This is a genomic window from Pseudoalteromonas sp. MTN2-4, from assembly GCF_042848605.1.
GTDB lineage: Bacteria > Pseudomonadota > Gammaproteobacteria > Enterobacterales > Alteromonadaceae > Pseudoalteromonas.
On the sequence record NZ_BTGK01000005.1, the window covers coordinates 314,019 to 333,851 of the forward strand.

Sequence of the window (19,833 nt, forward strand, 5' to 3'; positions counted from 1 at the left end):
AGTGTGTGTTTTTTATTGGTGTGTTATTTGTGCGTAGAACCAATGCCCTTGAGTACATTTATTCATCTTAGAGATAGCCAAGCTTAGGCAAGATGAATGTATTAATACTTATCTCATTCATTAATTTAAAATTTAAAGTGTAAAGGTCATTATGAAATCTTGGATCATGACCATTGCCGCTACCAGCCTTGGCGCATTTAGCTGGTTTTCTTCTGCGAGCAATGATCATCAAGCATTTAAAGATGCAGAAAAAGTTGCACGTTCAGGTAACTATAAAGCGTTTAAAGCGGCGATCAACGACTTAGAACATCCGCTCAAACCGTATGCCGAGCTGGCGTTTTATAAACGTTACCCTCGTCTTAAATACCAGCAAGACATCAGCCATTATTTAAGTGTCTACGATAACACGCCGTTAGAGTGGCCGGTGCGCAAGAGCTGGCTAGAGTATTTGCAGCGTCGTGGAAAAAAAGCGCTCTTTGTTGAGTATTACCAGCCCACCAGTAATGCCGAATTACACTGCCGCTATTTACAGTATCAGATTGATTTAGGCGCACCGAAAGCGCAATTGCTTGATCAAGTTGATGCACTTTGGACGGTCGGCAAATCTCAGCCTAAAGCGTGCGATAAGTTATTTAGAATTTGGCGTAAAGACGGGCGCATGACACAAGCTTTGGTCTGGCAGCGTATCACTAAAGCGGCACAGGGCGGGCAAGTTGCGTTGTTGCCTTACTTAAAAACGTTGCTCCCTAAAAAAGAAGCTTACTTAGCTGATTTATATAAAGCTGTAAGGCGTGACCCAAGTGCCTCTGCGGGTTTATACCGTTATAAGAAGCGTTCAAGCAAAGAGGCTGAAATTGCGGTTTATGGTGTGAAGCGTCTAATTTGGCGAGACCAAAAGCTTGCGCTAAGAGCATGGGACAAACTACAAGGTATGTTTACATTCAGCCAAGCGCAAAAAGATGCGGTAGCATATCGCTTTGCATTGGCTTTGGCATCAAAAGGGCATGATGATGCACGCTTTTGGCTAAATAAAGTACCTGAAGAATTACAAGATACTAAGCTGCGCCAGTGGATGATGGCCAACATGCTCAAAGAGCAAGATTGGGCGGGGATCGTGGCTTTATTTACAGGGATGAAGAACTTAAGTAATGGCCAGCAATACTGGCTTGCTTATAGTTACAATCAGCGTGGTGAGCCTGAACAAGCACAACAGTTATGGCAGCCTCTGGCATTAAAGCGTGATTATTATGGCTTTTTAGCCGCGGCACGTTTGAATATGCCGGTGTCGTTGAATAATCAAACCCTCGATGTACCACAACCCATCATTGATAAGGTGTCTCAGGCGCCGGGCTTTTTAAGAGCGAAAGCCCTTTATGAGCTTGATCGTTTTACTTCTGCACGCAGAGAGTGGAATTATCTGACTAATACCTCTAGTAATGCTGAAAAACTGGCAGCGTCGTTACTCGCTGCAGATCTTGAGTGGTATGACAGTGCTATCCGAACTTTAGCTGAGATTAAAGCGTGGAATTATGTCGACCTACGATTCCCAATGGCCTTTGAGGAGTTATTCACCCGTTACAGTAAGCGTAATCATGTTGATGTGGCGTGGAGTATTGCTATCTCTCGTAGAGAGAGCTCGTTTGCACCAGATGCGGTGTCTCATGCTAACGCCCATGGCTTAATGCAATTATTACCGAGTACGGCTCGATACGTTAGCAAGCAAAAAGTTTCAAAGCGTCAGCTTTATAAACCGGCCACCAATATTCGTTTAGGCACTGATTACTTAGAGTATTTAAAGAAAAAGAATGGTGGCAATGAGATTTTAGCTACGGCTTCTTATAACGCGGGGTATCATCGAATTAAGCGCTGGTTACCCGAGCAAGGCATGCCAGCTGAGCTTTGGATAGAGCTCATTCCATTTAAAGAAACCCGAAATTATGTGAAAAACGTGATGGCATATCGTCAGGTTTATCACACTAAGTTGGGTCGAGAGGGCAATATATTGGCCCCAATCTTGGATATGAAAATAGAGAAATAATGTGTCATCGCAATCCAGCGTGTTGGCTGGATTGCATTTCTGGCCTTATGCTAGACTGGCAAAATGAAAAACTAAACGAAATGGGTACACCATGGAACAATTAGCACATTTATACGCTGAGCATATTGCAACATTGCAGCAGCGCACCAAAACCATTATTGAGCGAGAAGGCTTAGATGGCTTAGTGATCCACTCTGGACAGGCAAAGCGCCAGTTTTTAGATGACATGTATTATCCGTTTAAGGTGAACCCTCAGTTTAAAGCTTGGTTACCTGTGATCGATAATCCACATTGTTGGATTGTGGTAAACGGTGAAGATAAGCCTAAACTCATTTTTTATCGTCCGGTTGATTTCTGGCATAAAGTGCCTGATGAGCCGAGTGACTTCTGGGCTGAGTATTTTGATATCCAGTTATTATTGCAGCCAGATCAGGTAGAAAAGTATCTACCATACGACAAAGAAAAGTTCGCTTACATTGGTGAGTACTTAGAAGTGGCACAGGCATTAGGTTTTACCAATGTAAACCCTGAGCCGGTAATGAACTACTTGCACTTCCACCGTGCTTACAAAACGCAATATGAATTAACTTGTCTACGTGAAGCAAACCGTCTAGCTGTGTTAGGTCATAAAGCGGCACGTGATACGTTTTATGCTGGTGGCTCAGAGTTTGCTATTCAACAAGCTTACCTAAACGCCACGCAGCATATGGAAAATGATACGCCATATGGCAACATTGTGGCGCTTAATGAAAACTGTGCAATCTTGCACTACACGCATTTTGACCGTAAAGCACCTGCTAAGCATTTATCTTTCTTAATTGATGCAGGCGCAAACTTTAACGGTTACGCGTCTGATATTACCCGTACGTATGATTTTGAAAGAAAGGGTGAATTTGCTGAGCTAATTAAAGTTCTGAACGATCACCAAATTGCACTGGGTAAAGGTTTGCAAGTGGGTAAGCTTTACGGTGAGTTACATAGTGATTGTCATCAGCGCATTGCACAAACCTTAGCGGAATTTAAGATTGTAAACCTAGCGGCAGATGACATTGTGGCTAAAGGCATTACATCAACATTCTTCCCACATGGTTTAGGTCACCATTTAGGTCTGCAAGTGCATGACATGGGTGGTTTCATGGCTGATGAAGCAGGCACGCACCAAGCGCCACCTGAAGGCCATCCATTCTTACGTTGCACACGTAAGATTGAAGCAAACCAAGTGTTCACTATCGAGCCAGGTTTATACTTCATCGATTCACTACTCGGTGATTTAGCGAAGACGGATAACAACCAATACATTAATTGGGAAAAGGTTGACGCATTCAAGCCATATGGTGGTATTCGTATCGAAGACAACATCATAGTGCATGAAGATCGTCTAGAGAATATGACGCGTGATTTAGACTTAGACTAATTAAGTCGACGCATTGAAACGAAATTCGTTACACTAACGGGAAGCAGTTGCTTCCCGTTTTTTATTAAAGAATCTAATACCAATCCTCTTAATTAAGTGATCTATTTTGAGGCAAGGAAAGTTTGTCGATAACGCCGCTCACGCGTCCTGCTATCGCCGAGGTACCTACATCCATGTAGGCAAGGCGAAAATTTTGCTATTTAGTTATTCTAAATGAGAAATTTTTAACGCGGTTAGCGGCAGCTTTAATCCCTCAAAATGATTAAGTATTATTGAGGATTGGTATAAATACTGGACCCCCAACTTTATGTCAGAATTCTATATTCCGAGCGAACCCATTAGTCATCATGAAGAAATTAAGAAGAGCACTTTTTTAGTGCATATTGCGCATACGCCAACCATTAAGTCTGCGAAAGCCTTTATTCAGAAGATCAACGATGACTACCCAGATGCCAGACATAATTGTTGGGCACATGTGGCAGGGGAGCCCGGGGGCAGTCATGTTTATGGTTTCTCGGATGATGGCGAACCCAATGGCACTGCGGGTAAACCAATGTTGAATGTGCTTATTGGCTCTGGACTTGGTGAAATAACCGCAGTGACAACCCGTTATTTTGGCGGCATTAAACTGGGCACGGGCGGTTTAGTGCGTGCTTATGGCGGCACGCTAAACAATGCCCTAGAGGTACTAAAAACCACATTGAAAGTGCCTGCAACTGAGCTGATAGGGCGCTCTGATTATGCGCTGCAGGGAATTATCGAGCAGTATCTAAATACCCATTTCACTATTTTGCAGCTGGATAAAAGCTATGACTCAGCGGTGAATTGGCAAGTCAGCATTGATAGTCGACAAGTCGAACAAGCACAGCAAGAAATTTTTGATTTAACCCATGGAGTGGTTGAGTTAGTCTGTAAAGAGTAAGACAATCAAGTAATAACACTCTGTCATTCTTATTTTTGAAGCGTAACGCAGCATGCAATTTCGTACCATAATAAAAATTCTTGGCCAGCTGGTGGCCTTATTTAGTATCACCATGGTGCCGCCTGCACTGGTTTCGCTGATTTATAAAGATGGTGGGGGTGTACCATTCGTACTGGCGTTTGTGTTCAGTATTATAATGGGTATGTTGGCGTATTATCCTAACCGCCATCAAAAAGGAGATTTGAAAGCCAGAGAAGGCTTCTTGATAGTGGTGTTATTTTGGCTGGTACTGGGGTCGTTCGCCTCCTTACCGCTTATCTTCTTACAAACACCCAACCTCTCCTTGGCTGATTCTGTATTTGAAGCGTTTTCAGGCTTAACCACCACCGGTGCAACCGTTTTAACAGGCATTGAAACCTTGCCCAAGTCGGTATTGTTTTACCGTCAGCAACTGCAGTGGCTAGGGGGGATGGGTATCATCGTACTAGCGGTTGCTGTTCTGCCAATGCTAGGTGTCGGTGGCATGCAGTTATATCGTGCAGAAACGCCGGGGCCAGTGAAAGACTCGAAAATGACACCGCGGATCGCAGATACGGCTAAGCACCTTTGGTATATTTATGTGGCTTTAACGTTAGCTTGTACTTTGGCATATTGGTTGGCGGGCATGAACTTTTTCGATGCGCTATGCCATGCTTTCTCAACTATTGCGATTGGCGGCTTCTCGACGTATGACGCATCCATGGGTTACTTTGACAGCCCTTTGATTAACCTCATCTGTGTGGTGTTTTTGATTATTGCTGCGGTGAACTTCTCACTGCATTATGCGGCGGTGTCGAGTCGAAATGTTCGTGTTTACTTACGCGATCCGGAATTTAAAGTGTTCTTATTTATACAGCTTGCTTTGGTCGTCATTTGCTTTGCTGTTTTATCGTCAAATCAAGTGTATGCCGATGGAGATGAAACCCTAGATCAGGCTTTGTTCCAAGCCGTTTCTATCAGTACAACAGCTGGCTTTGCGACGGATAACTTCTCTGCTTGGCCTCTGTTTCTGCCTATCTTACTCATCTTCTCAAGCTTTATTGGTGGTTGCGCGGGCTCGACTGGTGGTGGCATGAAGGTGGTACGTGTGTTCCTACTGTATCTTCAAGGTGTACGAGAACTAAATCGTTTGGTTCACCCTCGTGCTATTTACTCTATTAAACTAGGTCGTAAAGCACTGCCAGACAAAGTGGTTGAAGCTGTATGGGGCTTTTTCTCGGCTTATGCCCTAGTGTTCGTTATTATCATGATTGCCTTGTTAGGTACGGGTATGGACAACATAACAGCGTTCTCAGCGACCGCTGCGTGTTTAAATAATTTAGGCCCAGGGTTAGGTGATGTGGCTGCACATTATGGCGATATTACCGATTCAGCTAAATGGATCTTAACGTTAGCCATGGTATTTGGTCGTTTAGAAATATTCACGCTTCTGGTGTTATTTACACCGACATTTTGGCGAGGTTAAGGCTTGACTAAAATCTAGTACAGTAGGGTAAAGTCTTCAGTATACGGTCGATATAAACAGGGATAACAAAAATAAAAGGGACACTTGTTCTGACTACAAGTTGTAAAGATCAAAGATGTTAAAGTCACAAACCAGTGTAGATGTATCTATTATTTCTCAGCTGCCAACAGGAAGCATGATAGATATTGAAGTGATCATGCCGGCAGGCTCAAAACGTTCAAAAACGGAATTCGTCGGTTATATGTCAAGGCAATATATCATTTTGAATTACCCGTCTGCACAACGTTTAGGTGCAGCACTTGATTATGTCAAAGAGGGCACGTACGTCGTGGTGCGCGCAGTACTCGAGCAAGGCGATGGCCAAATCATTGCTTTCAAAAGCATGATTAAAGCCGTAACAACACATCCGACTAAGCTTATCTTTTTATTTCTACCTCGCGTAGTACAAAGTTATCAACTCCGTGAACAAGTTCGTATTCCCACTTTAATCCCAGCAGTATTTCAGACTAGTGACCACTCTGAGATTGGCGTGATAAAGGATATTTCTTTGTCGGGTCTTCAGTTTGATTTGCACAGTGATGACGTCTGTCCTAATACTGATTTAAAAGAACGAGACTGTGAAATTTTACTTGAGGGTAAACAAAACCAGCAATTTAAACTTAATGGTGAGATTTGCCGAGTGAAACAAAAAGAAGCTTTAGTCATGCTGGGAATAAAATTGAAGAACGATCAGACTTTTATGGAAGCCATAATGAAAGAGTATTTGATCGACCTGTCAGTGTTACAAGCCGAACAAAAAGACTAACGTCATAGGTTGAATCTAAACGAATAGCGCGCTTACTTGGAATAGCTTTTCGACTACACCAATTTGCTTTTTATCGATTAAGAACATGATGACATGGTCGCCAGATATAATCACAGTGTCATCATGGGCAATCAGCACTTCATCATTACGCACAATGGCACCAATGGTAGTACCAACAGGTAGCTTAATATCGCTGATAGCACGGCCCACTACTTTTGAGGTGTTTTCATCACCATGCGCAACCGCTTCTATGGCTTCAGCGGCCCCTTTGCGTAATGAATATACGTTGACGATATCACCACGACGAACATGGGTGAGTAGCGCAGATATGGTTGCTTGTTGAGGTGAGATAGCAATATCAATCTCACCACCTTGGACTAAATCAACATAAGCACCACGTTGGATCAGTACCATAGTTTTCTGTGCGCCCATACGTTTTGCCAACATGGCAGCCATAATATTGGCTTCATCATCATTGGTAACCGCGATGAACACGTCAACTTGTTCAATATGCTCTTCAGAAAGTAGTTCTTGATCTGAAGCGTCACCACAGAACACTACAGTATTGTCGAGCATTTCTGAAAGCTCAGTGGCGCGTGCTTGATTACGTTCGATCAGTTTCACGCTGTGGTTTTTCTCAAGCGAGCGCGCAAGACCCGCACCGATATTACCCCCACCGGCAATCATGATCTTTTTATAAGATTGCTCCAGCTTTTGCAGCTCATTCATTACCGCGCGAATGTGTTTGGTTGCGGCAAGGAAGAAGATTTCATCATCAGCTTCAATGACCGTGGTACCCAGAGGCTTAATGGCTTTGCCTTGGCGGTAAATCGCCGCAACGCGAGTATCAACATTTGGAATATGCTCTTTCAATGCTGATAGCGCATAGCCCACTAGCAGACCACCGTAATATGCTTTTACAGCAACCAGTGACAGCATGCCATCACCAAATTGAAGTACTTGTAATGCACCGGGGTAATCAATCAAGCGACGAATGTATTTGGTCACCAACTGTTCTGGCGCAATGTAGTGATCTACGGGTAAGTCGTCGTTATGGAATAGCTTCTCACGATACTTCAAATATTGCTCAGAGCGGATCCGAGCAATCTTTGTTGGTGTATTGAAGATACTGTAGGCGACCTGACAAGCAACCATGTTAACTTCATCCGAACTGGTCACCGCGATGATCATATCGGCATCTTCGGCACCTGCTTGGCGAAGTACATCAGGGTGTGCGCTGTGACCTGCAACCCCTTGTAAGTCATATTTATCTTGTAGCTCTCGTAAACGATCGCCGTCTATATCAACTACGGTGATTTCGTTTTGTTCACCCACAAGGTTTTCTGCTAGGGTGCCGCCAACTTGTCCGGCGCCTAAAATGATGATCTTCATAGTGTGATTAATTACTTTTTAATTATTTTTGCGTAATAAAAGCCATCGGTTAAACCAGGTAACAACTGTAAGCCGGGTGCTTCAGGTGTGTCACTCTCATGAAGAGGCTGGTGAATGGCGTCGCTATTGTCAGCTAAAAACTGTGCGACTTGCTGTTTGTTTTCTTTTGGTAGTACTGAGCAAGTTGCATACAGTAACGTACCACCAGACTTTAACAGTGGCCAAATGTTTTTCAGGATCTGACCTTGCAGATCGGAAAGATCGTCAATGTCAGTTTTTCTACGAAGCCATTTGATATCAGGGTGGCGACGAATTACACCTGTGGCTGAACAGGGCACATCGAGCAAGATGCGATCGTATTGCTGACCGTCCCACCAGGTATCTGGCTGACTCGCATCGGCATGAATACAATTTGCTTCAAGGCCAATACGATCAAGATTTTGCTCAACTCGAAGTAAGCGATCACTGTCAGCATCTAGTGCATCAACGTTTGCCTTGGCAAGCTCTAAAATATGACAGGTTTTACCGCCAGGCGCTGCACACGCATCTAATATACGCTCGTTATCTTGTGGTTCAAGTAAACGTGCTGCGAGCTGGGCTGCAGCATCTTGCACCGAACTCGCACCTTGTTTAAAGCCAGGTAGCTTGGCTACATCACAGGCTTTATCTAAGATGATGGCGTCTTGATATTCAGGATAGTGCTCGGCGCGTATACCCGCTTCATCAAGTGCCTCTAAGTATTCTTCTGTGCTGCCCATGTGCTGGTTAACACGCAGCCACATAGGCGCTTGTAATTGGTTCTGCTCAAGAATATCTTGCCACTGTTCAGGGTAGGCTTCTTTAACTGCTTTAATAAACCAGCCCGGGTGATTGAATGTTAAAACATCATTACCTTGGCTGCTTTCTTCTAAGGTATCTTGCTGGCGTTGGAAGTTACGTAGTACTGCATTGACCAAACCTTTAAGACCACCGGCGCGCATTTGCATCAATGCATTTACTGTTTCGGCAACGGCAGCATGCTCAGGCACACGCATATGCTGTAACTGATAAATACCTACATAAAGTAAAAATTGGAAAACGCGGTTTTTACCTTTAAGCGGCTTTTCTAGCAGTTGCTGGCAGTAATTTTCTAAACTTGGTAAGTAGCGTAAAACGCCGTAACAAATTTGTTGTAATAGCGCTTTGTCTTTTGGTGATAAGTTTTTTGCAGCAAGCGGAAGCTGAGTATTCAGCGATTGACCTTTATCGACAACCTGAAATAGGGTTTGCGCCGCAAGGGCGCGCACATTGGTCATTATTGACCTACCTTATTACCAGCGGCAACCCACTCAGCACGACCGTTTAAGAAGTCCTGTGCAGACATTGGTTTTTTACCTTGCGGCTGCAGTTGCGTGATACGAAGGGCATTTTCACCACATGCGATCACGATACCTTGTTTGTCGGCATGTAATACGGTACCCGCTTCGCCACTTTGTTCAACAACATCAGCTTGCCAAATTTTCACGGTGTTTTTTTGCATTTGGGTAAAACATACTGGCCAAGGATTAAATGCACGGATGTTACGCTCTAGTTGTGCTGCATCCATTTGCCAGTCAATGTCAGCTTCTTCTTTGCTGAGTTTTTTTGCGTAGTTAGCAAGGTTATCATCTTGAGGTTCTGCAACCGCAGTGCCTGCAGCCATGCTGTTGAGCGTTTCAATGAGTGCAGGTGGCCCAAGCTCGGCAAGCTTAGTATAAAGGCTCGCGCTGGTATCTTCTGCGGTAATCGGGCAAGTCGCAATATGCAGCATATCGCCTGTATCTAGGCCTTCATCCATTTGCATTATGGTTACACCTGTTTCGGCATCACCCGCCCACAGTGCGCGCTGAATGGGCGCGGCACCACGCCAACGCGGAAGAATAGAGCCGTGCACGTTAACGCAGCCAAGGCGAGGTGTATCTAACACCACTTTGGGTAATAATAGGCCATAAGCAACAACAACCATTATATCGGCGTTTAGGCTGGCTAACTCTTGCTGTGCTTCTTCACTTTTAAATGATTCAGGCTGATAAACGGGTAAATCATGCTCAAGTGCTAAGGTTTTTACTTCACTGGCTTTGAGTTTTTTACCGCGACCCGCAGGACGGTCTGGTTGGCTATACACACCAACAATTTGGTGCTCTGAATCGATAAGTGCTTGAAGGTGGCGCGCAGCAAAATCAGGCGTACCAGCGAAAACAATACGTAATGGTTGAGTCACAGAATATTCCAATGTTGTCAGGTTAAATTAAGAACGAGCTGCTAAGCGTGCTTCTTTTTCAAGTTTCTTGCGAATACGCTGGCGCTTAAGTGGCGATAGGTAATCAATAAATAATTTACCCATTAGGTGATCAAGTTCGTGCTGAGTACAAATCGCCAGTAGGCCATCTGCTTCATAGGTATACTCTTCACCGTTCTCATTTAGTGCTTTAACTGTGACTTGCTCTGCGCGGTCAACTTTTGCGTATGATTGAGGCACAGATAAGCAGCCTTCTTCACTGATAGTAGAGCCATCTTTCGCGATGATCTCTGGGTTGATTAATACCAGTGGCTCATTGCTTTCTTCTGATACATCGATCACCACAATACGCTTGTGAATATCAACTTGAGTAGCTGCTAAACCAATGCCATTTTCGTCGTACATGGTTTCAAGCATATCTCTAACGATTTGACGGATCTCGTCGTTTACTTCAGCCACAGGCTCTGCAACTGTGCGTAAACGCTCATCTGGGAATCTTAATACTTCTAACTTAGCCATGGTTACCTTTTACTATTGAGCTATATATGCATTCGTGTATGCTTTCATTTTAGCCATTCACGTTTCCCTTTTACAGGTTTTGGTTGATAATATCGAAAAATAACTCAAGGAAGCTTTGATGAAATATTCCATTGCTGCGTTAATGCTCTCTGTTGGCGCTCAATTTTCGGCCATGGCTGATGTTTTAAAGTTGAAAGCCGATGCGCCACAACAATATGTGGTGAAAAAAGGCGACACCTTGTGGGACATTTCGACCATGTATCTAAACACGCCTTGGCGTTGGCCCGAATTGTGGCAATGGAATCCGCAAATTGATGATCCAGATTTAATTTATCCTGGCGATGTTTTGGCGTTGCAATATGATGCCCAAGGTAACCCGCGTCTAGTGTTAAAGAAAGGGATGAAGAAGCTTTCTCCTCGTACACGTGTTGTGGTGCAAAAAAACACAGCTATTCCAACACTTCCTCTAGCCATGATAGAGCCGTTTTTGCGCTTCGACCAAGCCATTGGGGCCGATGACCTAGATGGCAAGCCAATTGTATTGGGGTCAAACCGCAACGTACTGCGTAACACTCAAGGTCAGCTGCTATATGTGAAAGGTAATCTTAATCCATCTGCGAACTATGGCATTTACCGTCGTGGTGAGGCCTACATAGATCCTGAAAATGGTGACATCTTAGCGTATGAGTCGCGTTTAGTGGGGACGGCTCGAGTATTATTTGGTGGTGACATTGAAGCGGGCCATCCGGCAAAAGTTGAGATAGAAACGGTTCGCCAAGAAATCAAAACCAATGATGTACTGATGCCGATTAATGTAGATCAAAGCTTTTCGGCGCAATTTAATATGATGCGTCCTACCGAAGCCATCGATGGCTCGATTATTTCAAGCGATAACCAGATGCGTGAATTTGGTTCTACTGCCATTGTGGTATTGAATCGTGGCCGTGACGACAACCTTAAAGAAGGCCATATTCTTGATATTAACAAACAGTCACCTACAGTTATTGAAGGCAAACATGGCCCGCGCTACGTTGAAGACGCTAATAAGCTAGAAAAGTTTATTACTGGCTTTAGAGAAATGTTTGGTACTGAAAACGACGAAGACAGTGTTGTGTGGACGATGCCAAAAGAAAAAGTCGGTGAGCTGATGGTATTTAAAGTTTACGACAACATTAGCTATGCGATGGTGACTCGCTCTCAACAACCAATCAGAGTGGGAGATACCATTAGCGCTAATTAACTTTAAGCTAATAAATGAAATACTCTAAGGAGGGAGTATGGCAACACTTTCACAGTTACAAGGACTGATACTGTATTTAACTAAAGGGCTGGGCAGTGCAACGCTCTCAGCCATAGAAAGTAAATTGAGCCTGACTGAACTATTCGACTCTCCTTTAGATGAACTGATCGAAATAGGCATAAATCCCGCCATCGCTGAGCAAATTATTAATCCTGATTTAAACCGCATTGAGCAATTACAGCTGTTTTGTGCACAACATAATATTCAAATTATTCATACCGAGCATACTGCTTACCCAAGCTTACTGAAACAAACCGGTCATGCGCCTTTAATTCTTTTTTGCAAAGGTAATATTACATTACTGAATGAGCCGCAAATTGCCATTGTGGGAAGTCGTAACGCAACACCGCCAGGGTTGGAGTGCGCCTCTGAGTTTGCCTATCAATTAACGCGTTCAGGTATAACGGTTACCTCTGGCATGGCTATGGGCATAGATGGCGCGGCGCATAAAGGGGCACTCGCAGGTAACGGCAATACCATTGCGGTGCTAGGTACGGGGGTCGATGTGCTATACCCCAAACGACACAACTATTTGTATCAACAATTGGCAGAGCAAGGGCTTGTTGTCAGTGAGTTTTTGCCGGGAACTGTGGCAAACCAACATCATTTTCCGAGGCGAAACAGGATCATATCGGGGTTGTCGCTAGGTACATTAATTGTTGAAGCAGAAATAAAAAGCGGCTCTTTAGTCACAGCAAAGTATGCGCTTGAACAAAATAGAGAAGTGTTTGCGATACCCGGTTCTATCAGAAATCCGCTAGCAGCAGGGTGTCATCACCTGATAAAACAAGGGGCAAAGTTAGTAGAAAGCGTGACCGATATTTTAGAAGAAGTGAGCTTTTTGCCAAATAACGGTCTATATAATATAGAAAGGGCAGAAAATGCCCCAATAGAAGATAGTGAGGAGAATTGCCCAATATTAAAGAGTCTTGGTTTTGAAGCGGCCAGTGTCGATGTCATAACCCATAGAACTCAATGGCCAGTAGAGAAAGTATTAGCACGACTGCTGGATCTCGAACTCGAAGATAAAGTCGCCCGCACTGCGGAAGGCTACATAAAATTAGCGAGGGGTTAATCATGTTTGATATTTTAATGTACTTATTTGAGAACTATATCCATTCTGAATCGGATATTTTTGTTGAACAAAACGAATTAACTGACGAGCTATTACGTGCTGGTTTTAATCAAGATGAGATTTACAAAGCCTTGGATTGGCTGGAGCAATTAGCAGATTTACAACATAGCGATGAAATTCCTTACTTAAATGCGACGGCCGATAAAGCCATCCGTATTTATACCGAAGAAGAGTGCCAGCTTCTGGATGTTGAAAGCCGTGGTTTTTTAATGTTTGTCGAGCAAGTTGGTGTGATTGATAGCACAACACGTGAAATGGTCATCGACCGATTAATGGCCCTTGAAAAGGCTGAGATCAGTCTAGATGATTTAAAGTGGGTGATCCTAATGGTGCTCTTTAATGTGCCAGGTAAAGAGCAAGCCTATGCGCAAATGGAAGATCTGATCTTCGATGAGCCCACGGAGTACTTGCACTAGACGTACTTTTATTGATGCACAATACTTGACCCTAACTTTAGCACGGTTATATTAGGCGCAATTCAAACCGAGCTAAGTGGGTGGCATGTATGAGTAAGATTGATCATTCTTTATTTAATGCTGATAAACATGCATTAGAAAAGGAATATGAAATTTGTCCTAAATGTGGCTCTGAGCTGGTGATGAAGCACAGCAAGAATGGGCCTTTCTTAGGCTGCGCCAGTTACCCTAAGTGTGACTATATTCGTTCTCTCGCCCAGCATGATAATCACGACATCAAAGTACTCGACGATTCTCCTTGCCCTGAGTGTGGTGAACCATTAGTTATTCGTAACGGTCGCTATGGTATGTTTATTGGGTGCACCGGATACCCTACCTGCCATTTTATTGTGCATGAAGACGAGCCCGAAGAAGAAGGTTTACCAAGCTGCCCTAAGTGCAAAAAGGGTAAGCTCGTTGTTCGTAACAATAAATTCGGTAAACAATTTTACTCATGTGATGCCTACCCAAGTTGTAAGTATAGTTTAAATCAACACCCAGTCGACGAAACTTGCCCGCAATGCGGTTGGGGGGTAATGGTTGAGAAATCTCGTGGCGATAAAGCTGTGTTACAATGTCCGCAGAAATCCTGCCAACATAAAGTAGAGAAATCATAGTGAGCCATGAACAACAAACCAGCAAAGATACGCCTGAAGCTGTATTGCGTGCTGGTGGCGTAATTTGTTATCCAACAGAAGCTGTGTATGGTCTTGGTTGTGACCCTGATAATCACAGTGCTGTGCAGCGTATTTTGGCGTTAAAGCTAAGAGCAGAAGAGAAAGGGCTAATTTTAATTGCCGATAATTTTGCTCAGCTTTTACCTTATGTTGATGAAAACAAAATCCCTATGGATAAACGCGCTGAGATTTTTTCTTCGTGGCCAGCTGCCATTACTTGGGCTCTACCTGCCAAATCTTCAACCCCTAAGTGGTTAACCGGTACTCATTCGACAATCGCGGTACGTGTTAGTGCACACCCGGTGGTGAAGCAGCTCTGTCAGCAGTTTGGCAAGCCGCTGGTGTCGACCAGTGCAAACATTGCAGGGCAACAACCAGAAGCAACACTAGACAAAGTAAAAGCAGTATTTAACGATCAAATCGACTTTTATGTTGAAGGGCCACTTGGTGGTGAAACCAAACCAAGTCAAATTAAAGATGCCTTTACCACACAGCTAATTAGAGAGTAAGCATGTCAAAAGTAAATTTAGAAACAGTCAAAGCCTTCTTATTACAATTACAAGACACAATTTGTGCAGGCTTAGAGCAAGCTGATGGTAAAGCGAAATTTGTTGAAGATGCGTGGGAAAGAGCGGAAGGCGGCGGTGGTCGTACCCGTGTTATTCGTGATGGTGACGTAATCGAGCAGGGAGGTGTTAATTTTTCTCACGTATTTGGTGCGTCAATGCCGGCTTCGGCAACAGCACATCGCCCGGAGTTAGCAGGTCGTAGTTTCCATGCCTGTGGTGTGTCTTTGGTTATTCACCCTAAAAACCCACATATTCCTACGAGTCATGCCAATGTGCGCTTTTTCATTGCTGAAAAAGAAGACGAAGCACCTATTTGGTGGTTTGGAGGTGGTTTCGATTTAACACCTTTCTATCCTGTATTAGAAGACGTTAAGCATTGGCACCAAGTCGCAAAAGACTTGTGTGATCCATTTGGTGATACTGTTTATAACGATTATAAAAAGTGGTGTGACGAATATTTTTATTTAAAACACCGTAGTGAAACCCGTGGCGTAGGTGGTCTATTCTTTGATGATCTCAATGAGTGGGGGTTTGAGAAGAGCTTCGACTTTATGCAAGCAGTGGGCAATGGTTTCTTAGATGCCTACTTACCAATCATTGAAAAACGTAAAGACACGCCAACGAATGATGCGCAGCGTCAATTCCAGCTTTATCGTCGTGGTCGCTATGTTGAATTTAACCTAGTGTGGGACCGTGGTACCTTGTTTGGCTTACAAACCGGTGGTCGTACTGAGTCAATTTTAATGTCGATGCCACCATTGGCGCGTTGGGAATATGACTTCACACCAGAAGCCGGCTCATTAGAAGCCAATTTATATGAATCTTACTTAAAGCCAAGAGACTGGTTAAGCCTTTAACTTCAGAGCTTGAATAGCAGTCCATAAAAAACGGCGCTCGAGTGAGCGCCGTTTTTTTTATAAAAGAAGCTTATTATTAATCGACTTTAAAGCTGCGCACTTGCTCATCCAAAGAGCGCGCTAATGTCAGGAGTTCTTCACTGACTTGTTTACTGCGGTGCGCATCTTTTAAAGATTCTTCCGCGTTATCACGAATACCAATGACGCTGTGATTAATTTCTTCTGCTGCCAGGTTTTGCTGCTCTGTGGCATCGGCGATTTGTACGTTTAAGTCATTAATCTCATGCATCTGATTTGAAATATCTTTTAATGCCTGTGCGACTTTTTTCACTTGTAAGGCTCTGTCATCCGCTTCTTCACAAGATGCACTCATCGCCTGAACGGTTTGCGCTGCTTCGCTTTGCAGTTTTTCAATGGTGCGCTTTATTTCATCCGTAGAGTCATGAGTACGAGTTGCCAGCGTTCTTACTTCATCGGCAACCACTGCAAAGCCTCGACCTGCTTCACCCGCTCGTGCCGCTTCGATTGCTGCGTTAAGTGCTAGCAGGTTAGTTTGCTCAGCAATACTACTGATCACTTCAAGTACTTTACCCACTTCAAGGGTTTGGTTTTGTAATTGACTAACTTGCTCTGCGGCTTGGCGAACATCCTGCGCAAGTTGATTAATACTTGCTTCGGTGTGCTCTGCAACGGCCATGCTTTCTTCTGCTAGATGATTACTTGAATCCGACTTTTCTGAGGCAAAATGTGTAGTATTCTTAACTTCGCTTGATGAGCTCTCTAATTCATTAATCGCAGCGGCAACTGAATCTGTGCCTTGCTTTTGCGCTAAGATGGCTTGCTCTGTGGTATCTGCTGAGTTGTAAATACTCTCTGCCGAGCGAATAAGCACATGAGAAGAGTGGGAGACTTGCGCCATATTTTCTTTAAACGAGGTCATCATTTTATTGAAGTTCGTCGCTAAACGGCCAAGCTCATCGTCAATATCATCATCAATACGAAGACTTAAATCTTTATTCTGTGTAGCAAGGCGCATGGTGCGGCCAAGGTTTTTTAGACGCACAATAAATAGTTTTCTAAATAGCATGCCTAAAATGACAAACGCTGAGACGAAAATGGCCGACATTAACCCTGTGCTTAACCAAGTATTGCTGGTCACTGTGTTATCTATGTCTTCTAGCGAATAGCTAATGCGAACAACCCCTAAGACATCGCCTTCTTTGGCCATGTGACAACCCAAACAGTTCGTGCCTTTATAGTCACTGCTGGCAATCATAGGTCTAAGAAATGTCATTACACGCATATCATCGCGTTGCTCAATGACTAAAGTTTCTTTACCCCTCAGTGAATCACGCTCAGCATCACTGGTTGGAGCCTGATTGGGGTTGCCAGGACCGTAAAGTTTGTTGATTAACTCTGCTCGAATAATGTGGGCATCTTCGATGCTAGGGTGAGCGCGTAGTTTTTCACTGAGTATCTCACGATTCGCCATCGTGCCGGTCAGCATCATGGTATTAATAGAATCAAAGTAGTTATCGGCTAATAACTTGATATTCTCTGCGACGGTCTCTTGAGCAAGCTTTTGTTGCTGATCTGAGCTACTCCAAATACTGGCTATGAGTACAAGTACGCCCGTTATCGCTAAAAGTACATAAATTTTATGTTGTATCGATTTCACAGTAATTATTCAATCAAACTCATATGTCATTCAATTATGCAAATTTTAGAGAACAGGAGCTTGATGCAGCGCAAATGAGCCACAGCTAATTTAACAATTGATTAATAGTTTAGTCCTTATTTATCATATGTGTGGCTAATTGCTCGAAAGACTTTCTTAGCCCCACTCTTAACAGCGGGTTATCCACTTCGATTTCGAGTGCTTTATTCATGCAAAACATCCACTGATCTCTTAAGTCTTTGTCAATTGCAAAGGGCATATGACGCTTACGCAGCATAGGGTGTCCGTATTTCTCAACAAATAGGTCAGGGCCCCCTAACCAACCAGATAGAAATTCAAAAAAGACTAAACGTATTCTATCTAAAGGTTGTGGATGCATGTCATATAGTGGTTTTGCGTATTCTTCTTCTGCCATTACATCGTAAAAGCGATCTGCTAAGGCTTTAACACCTGCTTCCCCACCTAAAATTTCATAAGGTGATTTTTCCACTGTAGGGGTCTCGTGCATATTACTCTCTTGTTCTTTACTTGCATCTTTGTTGAAGATGCGTTTAATTAGCTGCTTCATAAACAATTCACTGGGCTTATTTAATGGGTAAATTCGCGGTATTTGGTAATCCGATAAAACATTCTAAATCGCCACAGATCCATAGGCAATTTGCAGAGCAGTTTTCAACGCAAATAGATTATCAAGCTTTGCTAGCGCCACTAGATGAATTTGAAGCATTCACACAAGACTTTTTCACAAATAAAGACGGTGAGGGAGCCAATGTCACCTTGCCTTTTAAAGAGCGTGCATTTGAGCTCGTGGATGAACTCACAGAAAGGGCACAGCTAGCGGGCGCTGTGAATACTATTAAGAAGTTAGATGATGGTCGGTTACTCGGTGATAATACCGATGGCGCTGGGTTAGTGGCTGACTTAATTCGTAATGAATGCAAACTAGATGGCGCATCTGTATTACTTATTGGTGCGGGTGGCGCAGCAAGAGGGTGTATTTATCCTTTACTTCAAGCAGGGGTAAAAGACATCACCATTGCGAATCGCACCAAAGAGAAAGCTGAGATATTGGCCGAGCAGTTTTCTGCTTATGGTCATGTGAAAGGGGTTGGCTTAGACGAGGTGTCCGATTCGACTTATCAAGTGGTGATTAACTCAACCTCATCGAGTGTGACCGGTGAGTTTCCAAATATATCGGAGGCTGCTTTTACACAATGTCACCTTGCCTACGATATGTTTTATAGCAATGAGCAAACTAGCTTCTTGAAATGGGTCGAGTCTATTAACTCAAATACCAAGTTAGTAGATGGAATTGGTATGCTAATAGGGCAGGCCGCAGAAGCATACTACCTTTGGCAAGGTGATATGCCTGAATTAACTCCGGTAATAAATACATTTGCTAAGGGCTAACATGAATCAAGCAATCTTATTTAATGATGATGCCAGGTTTAATGCGACTCAGCAAAGAATAGAGTTCACAGCGATGAATTCTGGTTTAATCATTCGTTGCTGTGTTGCATTTGAAGGAGAAGAGGCGACAGCGCTAGCACACTTTGCAGAGCATCAATTTGATTATGAAATGCAAGCTGAGGCGCTTATCGAAGAAGAAAGCTACTCAGCAGAAGGGGAAGTATTACTTAGCCGAGTCTGACTCTGCTAAGTAATCATCTTTCAACTCAACATAATTGAGCGCAGATATTTTCAAGAAGGCTAATTCTGAGTCAGTTAACGGGCGAGCTTGTTTCACCGGGCTACCTACATATAAATAGCCTGATTCAAGTTTCTTATTAGGTGGTACTAATGCTCCGCCACCAATGATGACATCATCTTCGACAATCGCATTGTCCATCACGATAGCACCCATGCCTACTAATATACGGTTACCAAGCTTACATCCATGTAGCATTACTTTATGACCAACAGTCACATCATCACCGATAATAAGCGGGTAACCATCAGGATTGTTAGCGGTCTTACGCGTTAAATGAAGTACGCTACCATCTTGTATATTAGTGCGCTCACCGATCTGTATATAGTTAACATCTCCTCGCGCTGCAACTAGAGGCCAGACGCTACTATCTTCACCAATAGTGATATCACCGACTAAAACGGCTGATTCATCAATATAGACCGACTTCTCTAATTTAGGATAGATCCCTTTATAACTTCTTATCATTTGTGTAGAGCCCCGAGTTTTATTGAGATGTTATTTATGCTTTGTAATTAGTTTAGAGTCAAAGCGAGAAATTTACCATAGCTTAAAAATAGCAGTTAACACTCAGATGTGACCAAAATTACAACATTAAAGTAC

20 protein-coding genes are annotated in these 19,833 nt (G+C 43.4%); 13 read left to right on the forward strand and 7 right to left on the reverse strand.

The features are described 5' to 3' along the window. Positions 1 to 151 precede the first annotated feature (151 nt). From ACGHEH_RS14370 to ACGHEH_RS14390, 5 genes are all read left to right on the forward strand, one after another. A complete protein-coding gene (locus tag ACGHEH_RS14370; RefSeq protein ID WP_390446474.1) occupies positions 152 to 2,038 on the forward strand; it encodes a transglycosylase SLT domain-containing protein in 1,887 nt (628 codons plus the stop codon). A gap of 91 nt (positions 2,039 to 2,129) precedes the next feature. Further along, positions 2,130 to 3,452: a Xaa-Pro dipeptidase gene (gene pepQ / locus ACGHEH_RS14375; protein ID WP_390446476.1), complete on the forward strand. Its 1,323-nt coding sequence runs from the start codon at positions 2,130 to 2,132 to the stop codon at positions 3,450 to 3,452. A gap of 307 nt (positions 3,453 to 3,759) precedes the next feature. After that, complete coding sequence (locus ACGHEH_RS14380) at positions 3,760 to 4,374, forward strand: YigZ family protein (RefSeq protein WP_390446478.1); 615 nt, start codon at positions 3,760 to 3,762, stop codon at positions 4,372 to 4,374. Positions 4,375 to 4,426: 52 nt separating this feature from the next. Beyond that, on the forward strand, positions 4,427 to 5,878 hold the full coding sequence (locus ACGHEH_RS14385) for a TrkH family potassium uptake protein (RefSeq protein ID WP_058028291.1): 1,452 nt from the start codon (positions 4,427 to 4,429) through the stop codon (positions 5,876 to 5,878). Positions 5,879 to 5,993: 115 nt separating this feature from the next. Then, on the forward strand, positions 5,994 to 6,683 hold the full coding sequence (locus ACGHEH_RS14390; protein ID WP_390446480.1) for a flagellar brake domain-containing protein: 690 nt from the start codon (positions 5,994 to 5,996) through the stop codon (positions 6,681 to 6,683). Between the two features lie 15 nt (positions 6,684 to 6,698). Here the strand turns inward: ACGHEH_RS14390 and trkA are convergent, their stop codons facing one another. Genes trkA through def form a run of 4 tightly spaced genes read right to left on the reverse strand, consistent with a single transcriptional unit; the run spans position 6,699 to position 10,851 of the window. Further along, positions 6,699 to 8,075, reverse strand: coding sequence for a Trk system potassium transporter TrkA (trkA, locus tag ACGHEH_RS14395; RefSeq protein ID WP_390446482.1), 1,377 nt, complete (start codon positions 8,073 to 8,075; stop codon positions 6,699 to 6,701). Positions 8,076 to 8,086: 11 nt separating this feature from the next. Continuing rightward, entirely contained in the window at positions 8,087 to 9,370 is a 1,284-nt protein-coding gene (gene rsmB, locus ACGHEH_RS14400) for a 16S rRNA (cytosine(967)-C(5))-methyltransferase RsmB (protein ID WP_390446484.1), read from the reverse strand. Further along, positions 9,370 to 10,314, reverse strand: coding sequence for a methionyl-tRNA formyltransferase (fmt, locus tag ACGHEH_RS14405; protein WP_390446486.1), 945 nt, complete (start codon positions 10,312 to 10,314; stop codon positions 9,370 to 9,372). Before fmt ends, rsmB begins: the two co-directional genes overlap by 1 nt. Before the next feature lie 27 nt (positions 10,315 to 10,341). Next, positions 10,342 to 10,851 carry a peptide deformylase gene (gene def / locus ACGHEH_RS14410; protein WP_390446488.1) on the reverse strand — a complete coding sequence of 170 codons (510 nt, stop codon included), beginning with the start codon at positions 10,849 to 10,851 and terminating at the stop codon, positions 10,342 to 10,344. Between the two features lie 118 nt (positions 10,852 to 10,969). Here def and ACGHEH_RS14415 point away from each other — a divergent pair, with 118 nt between their 5' ends. The 6 genes from ACGHEH_RS14415 (at position 10,970) to hemF (ending at position 15,844) form a co-directional block, all read left to right on the forward strand. Then, positions 10,970 to 12,091, forward strand: coding sequence for a LysM peptidoglycan-binding domain-containing protein (locus ACGHEH_RS14415; RefSeq protein ID WP_390446490.1), 1,122 nt, complete (start codon positions 10,970 to 10,972; stop codon positions 12,089 to 12,091). Between the two features lie 37 nt (positions 12,092 to 12,128). Further along, a complete protein-coding gene (dprA, locus tag ACGHEH_RS14420; RefSeq protein ID WP_390446492.1) occupies positions 12,129 to 13,226 on the forward strand; it encodes a DNA-processing protein DprA in 1,098 nt (365 codons plus the stop codon). A 2-nt stretch (positions 13,227 to 13,228) separates the two neighbouring features. Beyond that, positions 13,229 to 13,702, forward strand: a complete 474-nt coding sequence (locus ACGHEH_RS14425; RefSeq protein WP_058028302.1) for a DUF494 family protein — start codon at positions 13,229 to 13,231, stop codon at positions 13,700 to 13,702. An 89-nt stretch (positions 13,703 to 13,791) separates the two neighbouring features. Further along, positions 13,792 to 14,358: a type I DNA topoisomerase gene (locus tag ACGHEH_RS14430; protein WP_390446494.1), complete on the forward strand. Its 567-nt coding sequence runs from the start codon at positions 13,792 to 13,794 to the stop codon at positions 14,356 to 14,358. Continuing rightward, on the forward strand, positions 14,358 to 14,927 hold the full coding sequence (locus tag ACGHEH_RS14435; protein ID WP_390446496.1) for a Sua5/YciO/YrdC/YwlC family protein: 570 nt from the start codon (positions 14,358 to 14,360) through the stop codon (positions 14,925 to 14,927). Before ACGHEH_RS14430 ends, ACGHEH_RS14435 begins: the two co-directional genes overlap by 1 nt. A 2-nt stretch (positions 14,928 to 14,929) precedes the next feature. Continuing rightward, the gene (gene hemF, locus ACGHEH_RS14440) at positions 14,930 to 15,844 is read left to right on the forward strand and encodes an oxygen-dependent coproporphyrinogen oxidase (RefSeq protein ID WP_390446498.1); all 915 of its coding nucleotides are present in this window, start codon (positions 14,930 to 14,932) and stop codon (positions 15,842 to 15,844) included. Between the two features lie 76 nt (positions 15,845 to 15,920). Here the strand turns inward: hemF and ACGHEH_RS14445 are convergent, their stop codons facing one another. Further along, positions 15,921 to 17,528, reverse strand: coding sequence for a methyl-accepting chemotaxis protein (locus tag ACGHEH_RS14445; protein ID WP_390446519.1), 1,608 nt, complete (start codon positions 17,526 to 17,528; stop codon positions 15,921 to 15,923). Between the two features lie 103 nt (positions 17,529 to 17,631). Beyond that, complete coding sequence (locus tag ACGHEH_RS14450; protein WP_390446500.1) at positions 17,632 to 18,090, reverse strand: group II truncated hemoglobin; 459 nt, start codon at positions 18,088 to 18,090, stop codon at positions 17,632 to 17,634. Between the two features lie 23 nt (positions 18,091 to 18,113). Here ACGHEH_RS14450 and aroE point away from each other — a divergent pair, with 23 nt between their 5' ends. Together aroE and ACGHEH_RS14460 are read left to right on the forward strand one after the other, a co-directional pair. Then, the gene (gene aroE / locus ACGHEH_RS14455) at positions 18,114 to 18,932 is read left to right on the forward strand and encodes a shikimate dehydrogenase (protein ID WP_390446502.1); all 819 of its coding nucleotides are present in this window, start codon (positions 18,114 to 18,116) and stop codon (positions 18,930 to 18,932) included. A gap of 1 nt (position 18,933) precedes the next feature. Beyond that, positions 18,934 to 19,173 carry a DUF1488 family protein gene (locus ACGHEH_RS14460; protein WP_390446504.1) on the forward strand — a complete coding sequence of 80 codons (240 nt, stop codon included), beginning with the start codon at positions 18,934 to 18,936 and terminating at the stop codon, positions 19,171 to 19,173. Here ACGHEH_RS14460 and ACGHEH_RS14465 read toward each other — a convergent pair. Continuing rightward, positions 19,156 to 19,698: a gamma carbonic anhydrase family protein gene (locus ACGHEH_RS14465; protein ID WP_390446506.1), complete on the reverse strand. Its 543-nt coding sequence runs from the start codon at positions 19,696 to 19,698 to the stop codon at positions 19,156 to 19,158. The genes ACGHEH_RS14460 and ACGHEH_RS14465 overlap by 18 nt on opposite strands. Between the last annotated feature and the right edge of the window lie 135 nt (positions 19,699 to 19,833).

Excerpts from the sequence above, each read along its gene's own strand:
- ACGHEH_RS14370 (WP_390446474.1), top strand. The coding sequence starts at position 152 with ATGAAATCTTGGATCATGACCATTGCCGCTACCAGCCTTGGCGCATTT.
- pepQ (WP_390446476.1), top strand. The coding sequence starts at position 2,130 with ATGGAACAATTAGCACATTTATACGCTGAGCATATTGCAACATTGCAG.
- ACGHEH_RS14380 (WP_390446478.1), top strand. The coding sequence starts at position 3,760 with ATGTCAGAATTCTATATTCCGAGCGAACCCATTAGTCATCATGAAGAA.
- ACGHEH_RS14385 (WP_058028291.1), top strand. The coding sequence starts at position 4,427 with ATGCAATTTCGTACCATAATAAAAATTCTTGGCCAGCTGGTGGCCTTA.
- ACGHEH_RS14390 (WP_390446480.1), top strand. The coding sequence starts at position 5,994 with ATGTTAAAGTCACAAACCAGTGTAGATGTATCTATTATTTCTCAGCTG.
- trkA (WP_390446482.1), bottom strand. The coding sequence starts at position 8,075 with ATGAAGATCATCATTTTAGGCGCCGGACAAGTTGGCGGCACCCTAGCA.
- rsmB (WP_390446484.1), bottom strand. The coding sequence starts at position 9,370 with ATGACCAATGTGCGCGCCCTTGCGGCGCAAACCCTATTTCAGGTTGTC.
- def (WP_390446488.1), bottom strand. The coding sequence starts at position 10,851 with ATGGCTAAGTTAGAAGTATTAAGATTCCCAGATGAGCGTTTACGCACA.
- ACGHEH_RS14415 (WP_390446490.1), top strand. The coding sequence starts at position 10,970 with ATGAAATATTCCATTGCTGCGTTAATGCTCTCTGTTGGCGCTCAATTT.
- dprA (WP_390446492.1), top strand. The coding sequence starts at position 12,129 with ATGGCAACACTTTCACAGTTACAAGGACTGATACTGTATTTAACTAAA.
- ACGHEH_RS14425 (WP_058028302.1), top strand. The coding sequence starts at position 13,229 with ATGTTTGATATTTTAATGTACTTATTTGAGAACTATATCCATTCTGAA.
- ACGHEH_RS14430 (WP_390446494.1), top strand. The coding sequence starts at position 13,792 with ATGAGTAAGATTGATCATTCTTTATTTAATGCTGATAAACATGCATTA.
- hemF (WP_390446498.1), top strand. The coding sequence starts at position 14,930 with ATGTCAAAAGTAAATTTAGAAACAGTCAAAGCCTTCTTATTACAATTA.
- ACGHEH_RS14450 (WP_390446500.1), bottom strand. The coding sequence starts at position 18,090 with ATGAAGCAGCTAATTAAACGCATCTTCAACAAAGATGCAAGTAAAGAA.
- aroE (WP_390446502.1), top strand. The coding sequence starts at position 18,114 with ATGGGTAAATTCGCGGTATTTGGTAATCCGATAAAACATTCTAAATCG.
- ACGHEH_RS14460 (WP_390446504.1), top strand. The coding sequence starts at position 18,934 with ATGAATCAAGCAATCTTATTTAATGATGATGCCAGGTTTAATGCGACT.
- ACGHEH_RS14465 (WP_390446506.1), bottom strand. The coding sequence starts at position 19,698 with ATGATAAGAAGTTATAAAGGGATCTATCCTAAATTAGAGAAGTCGGTC.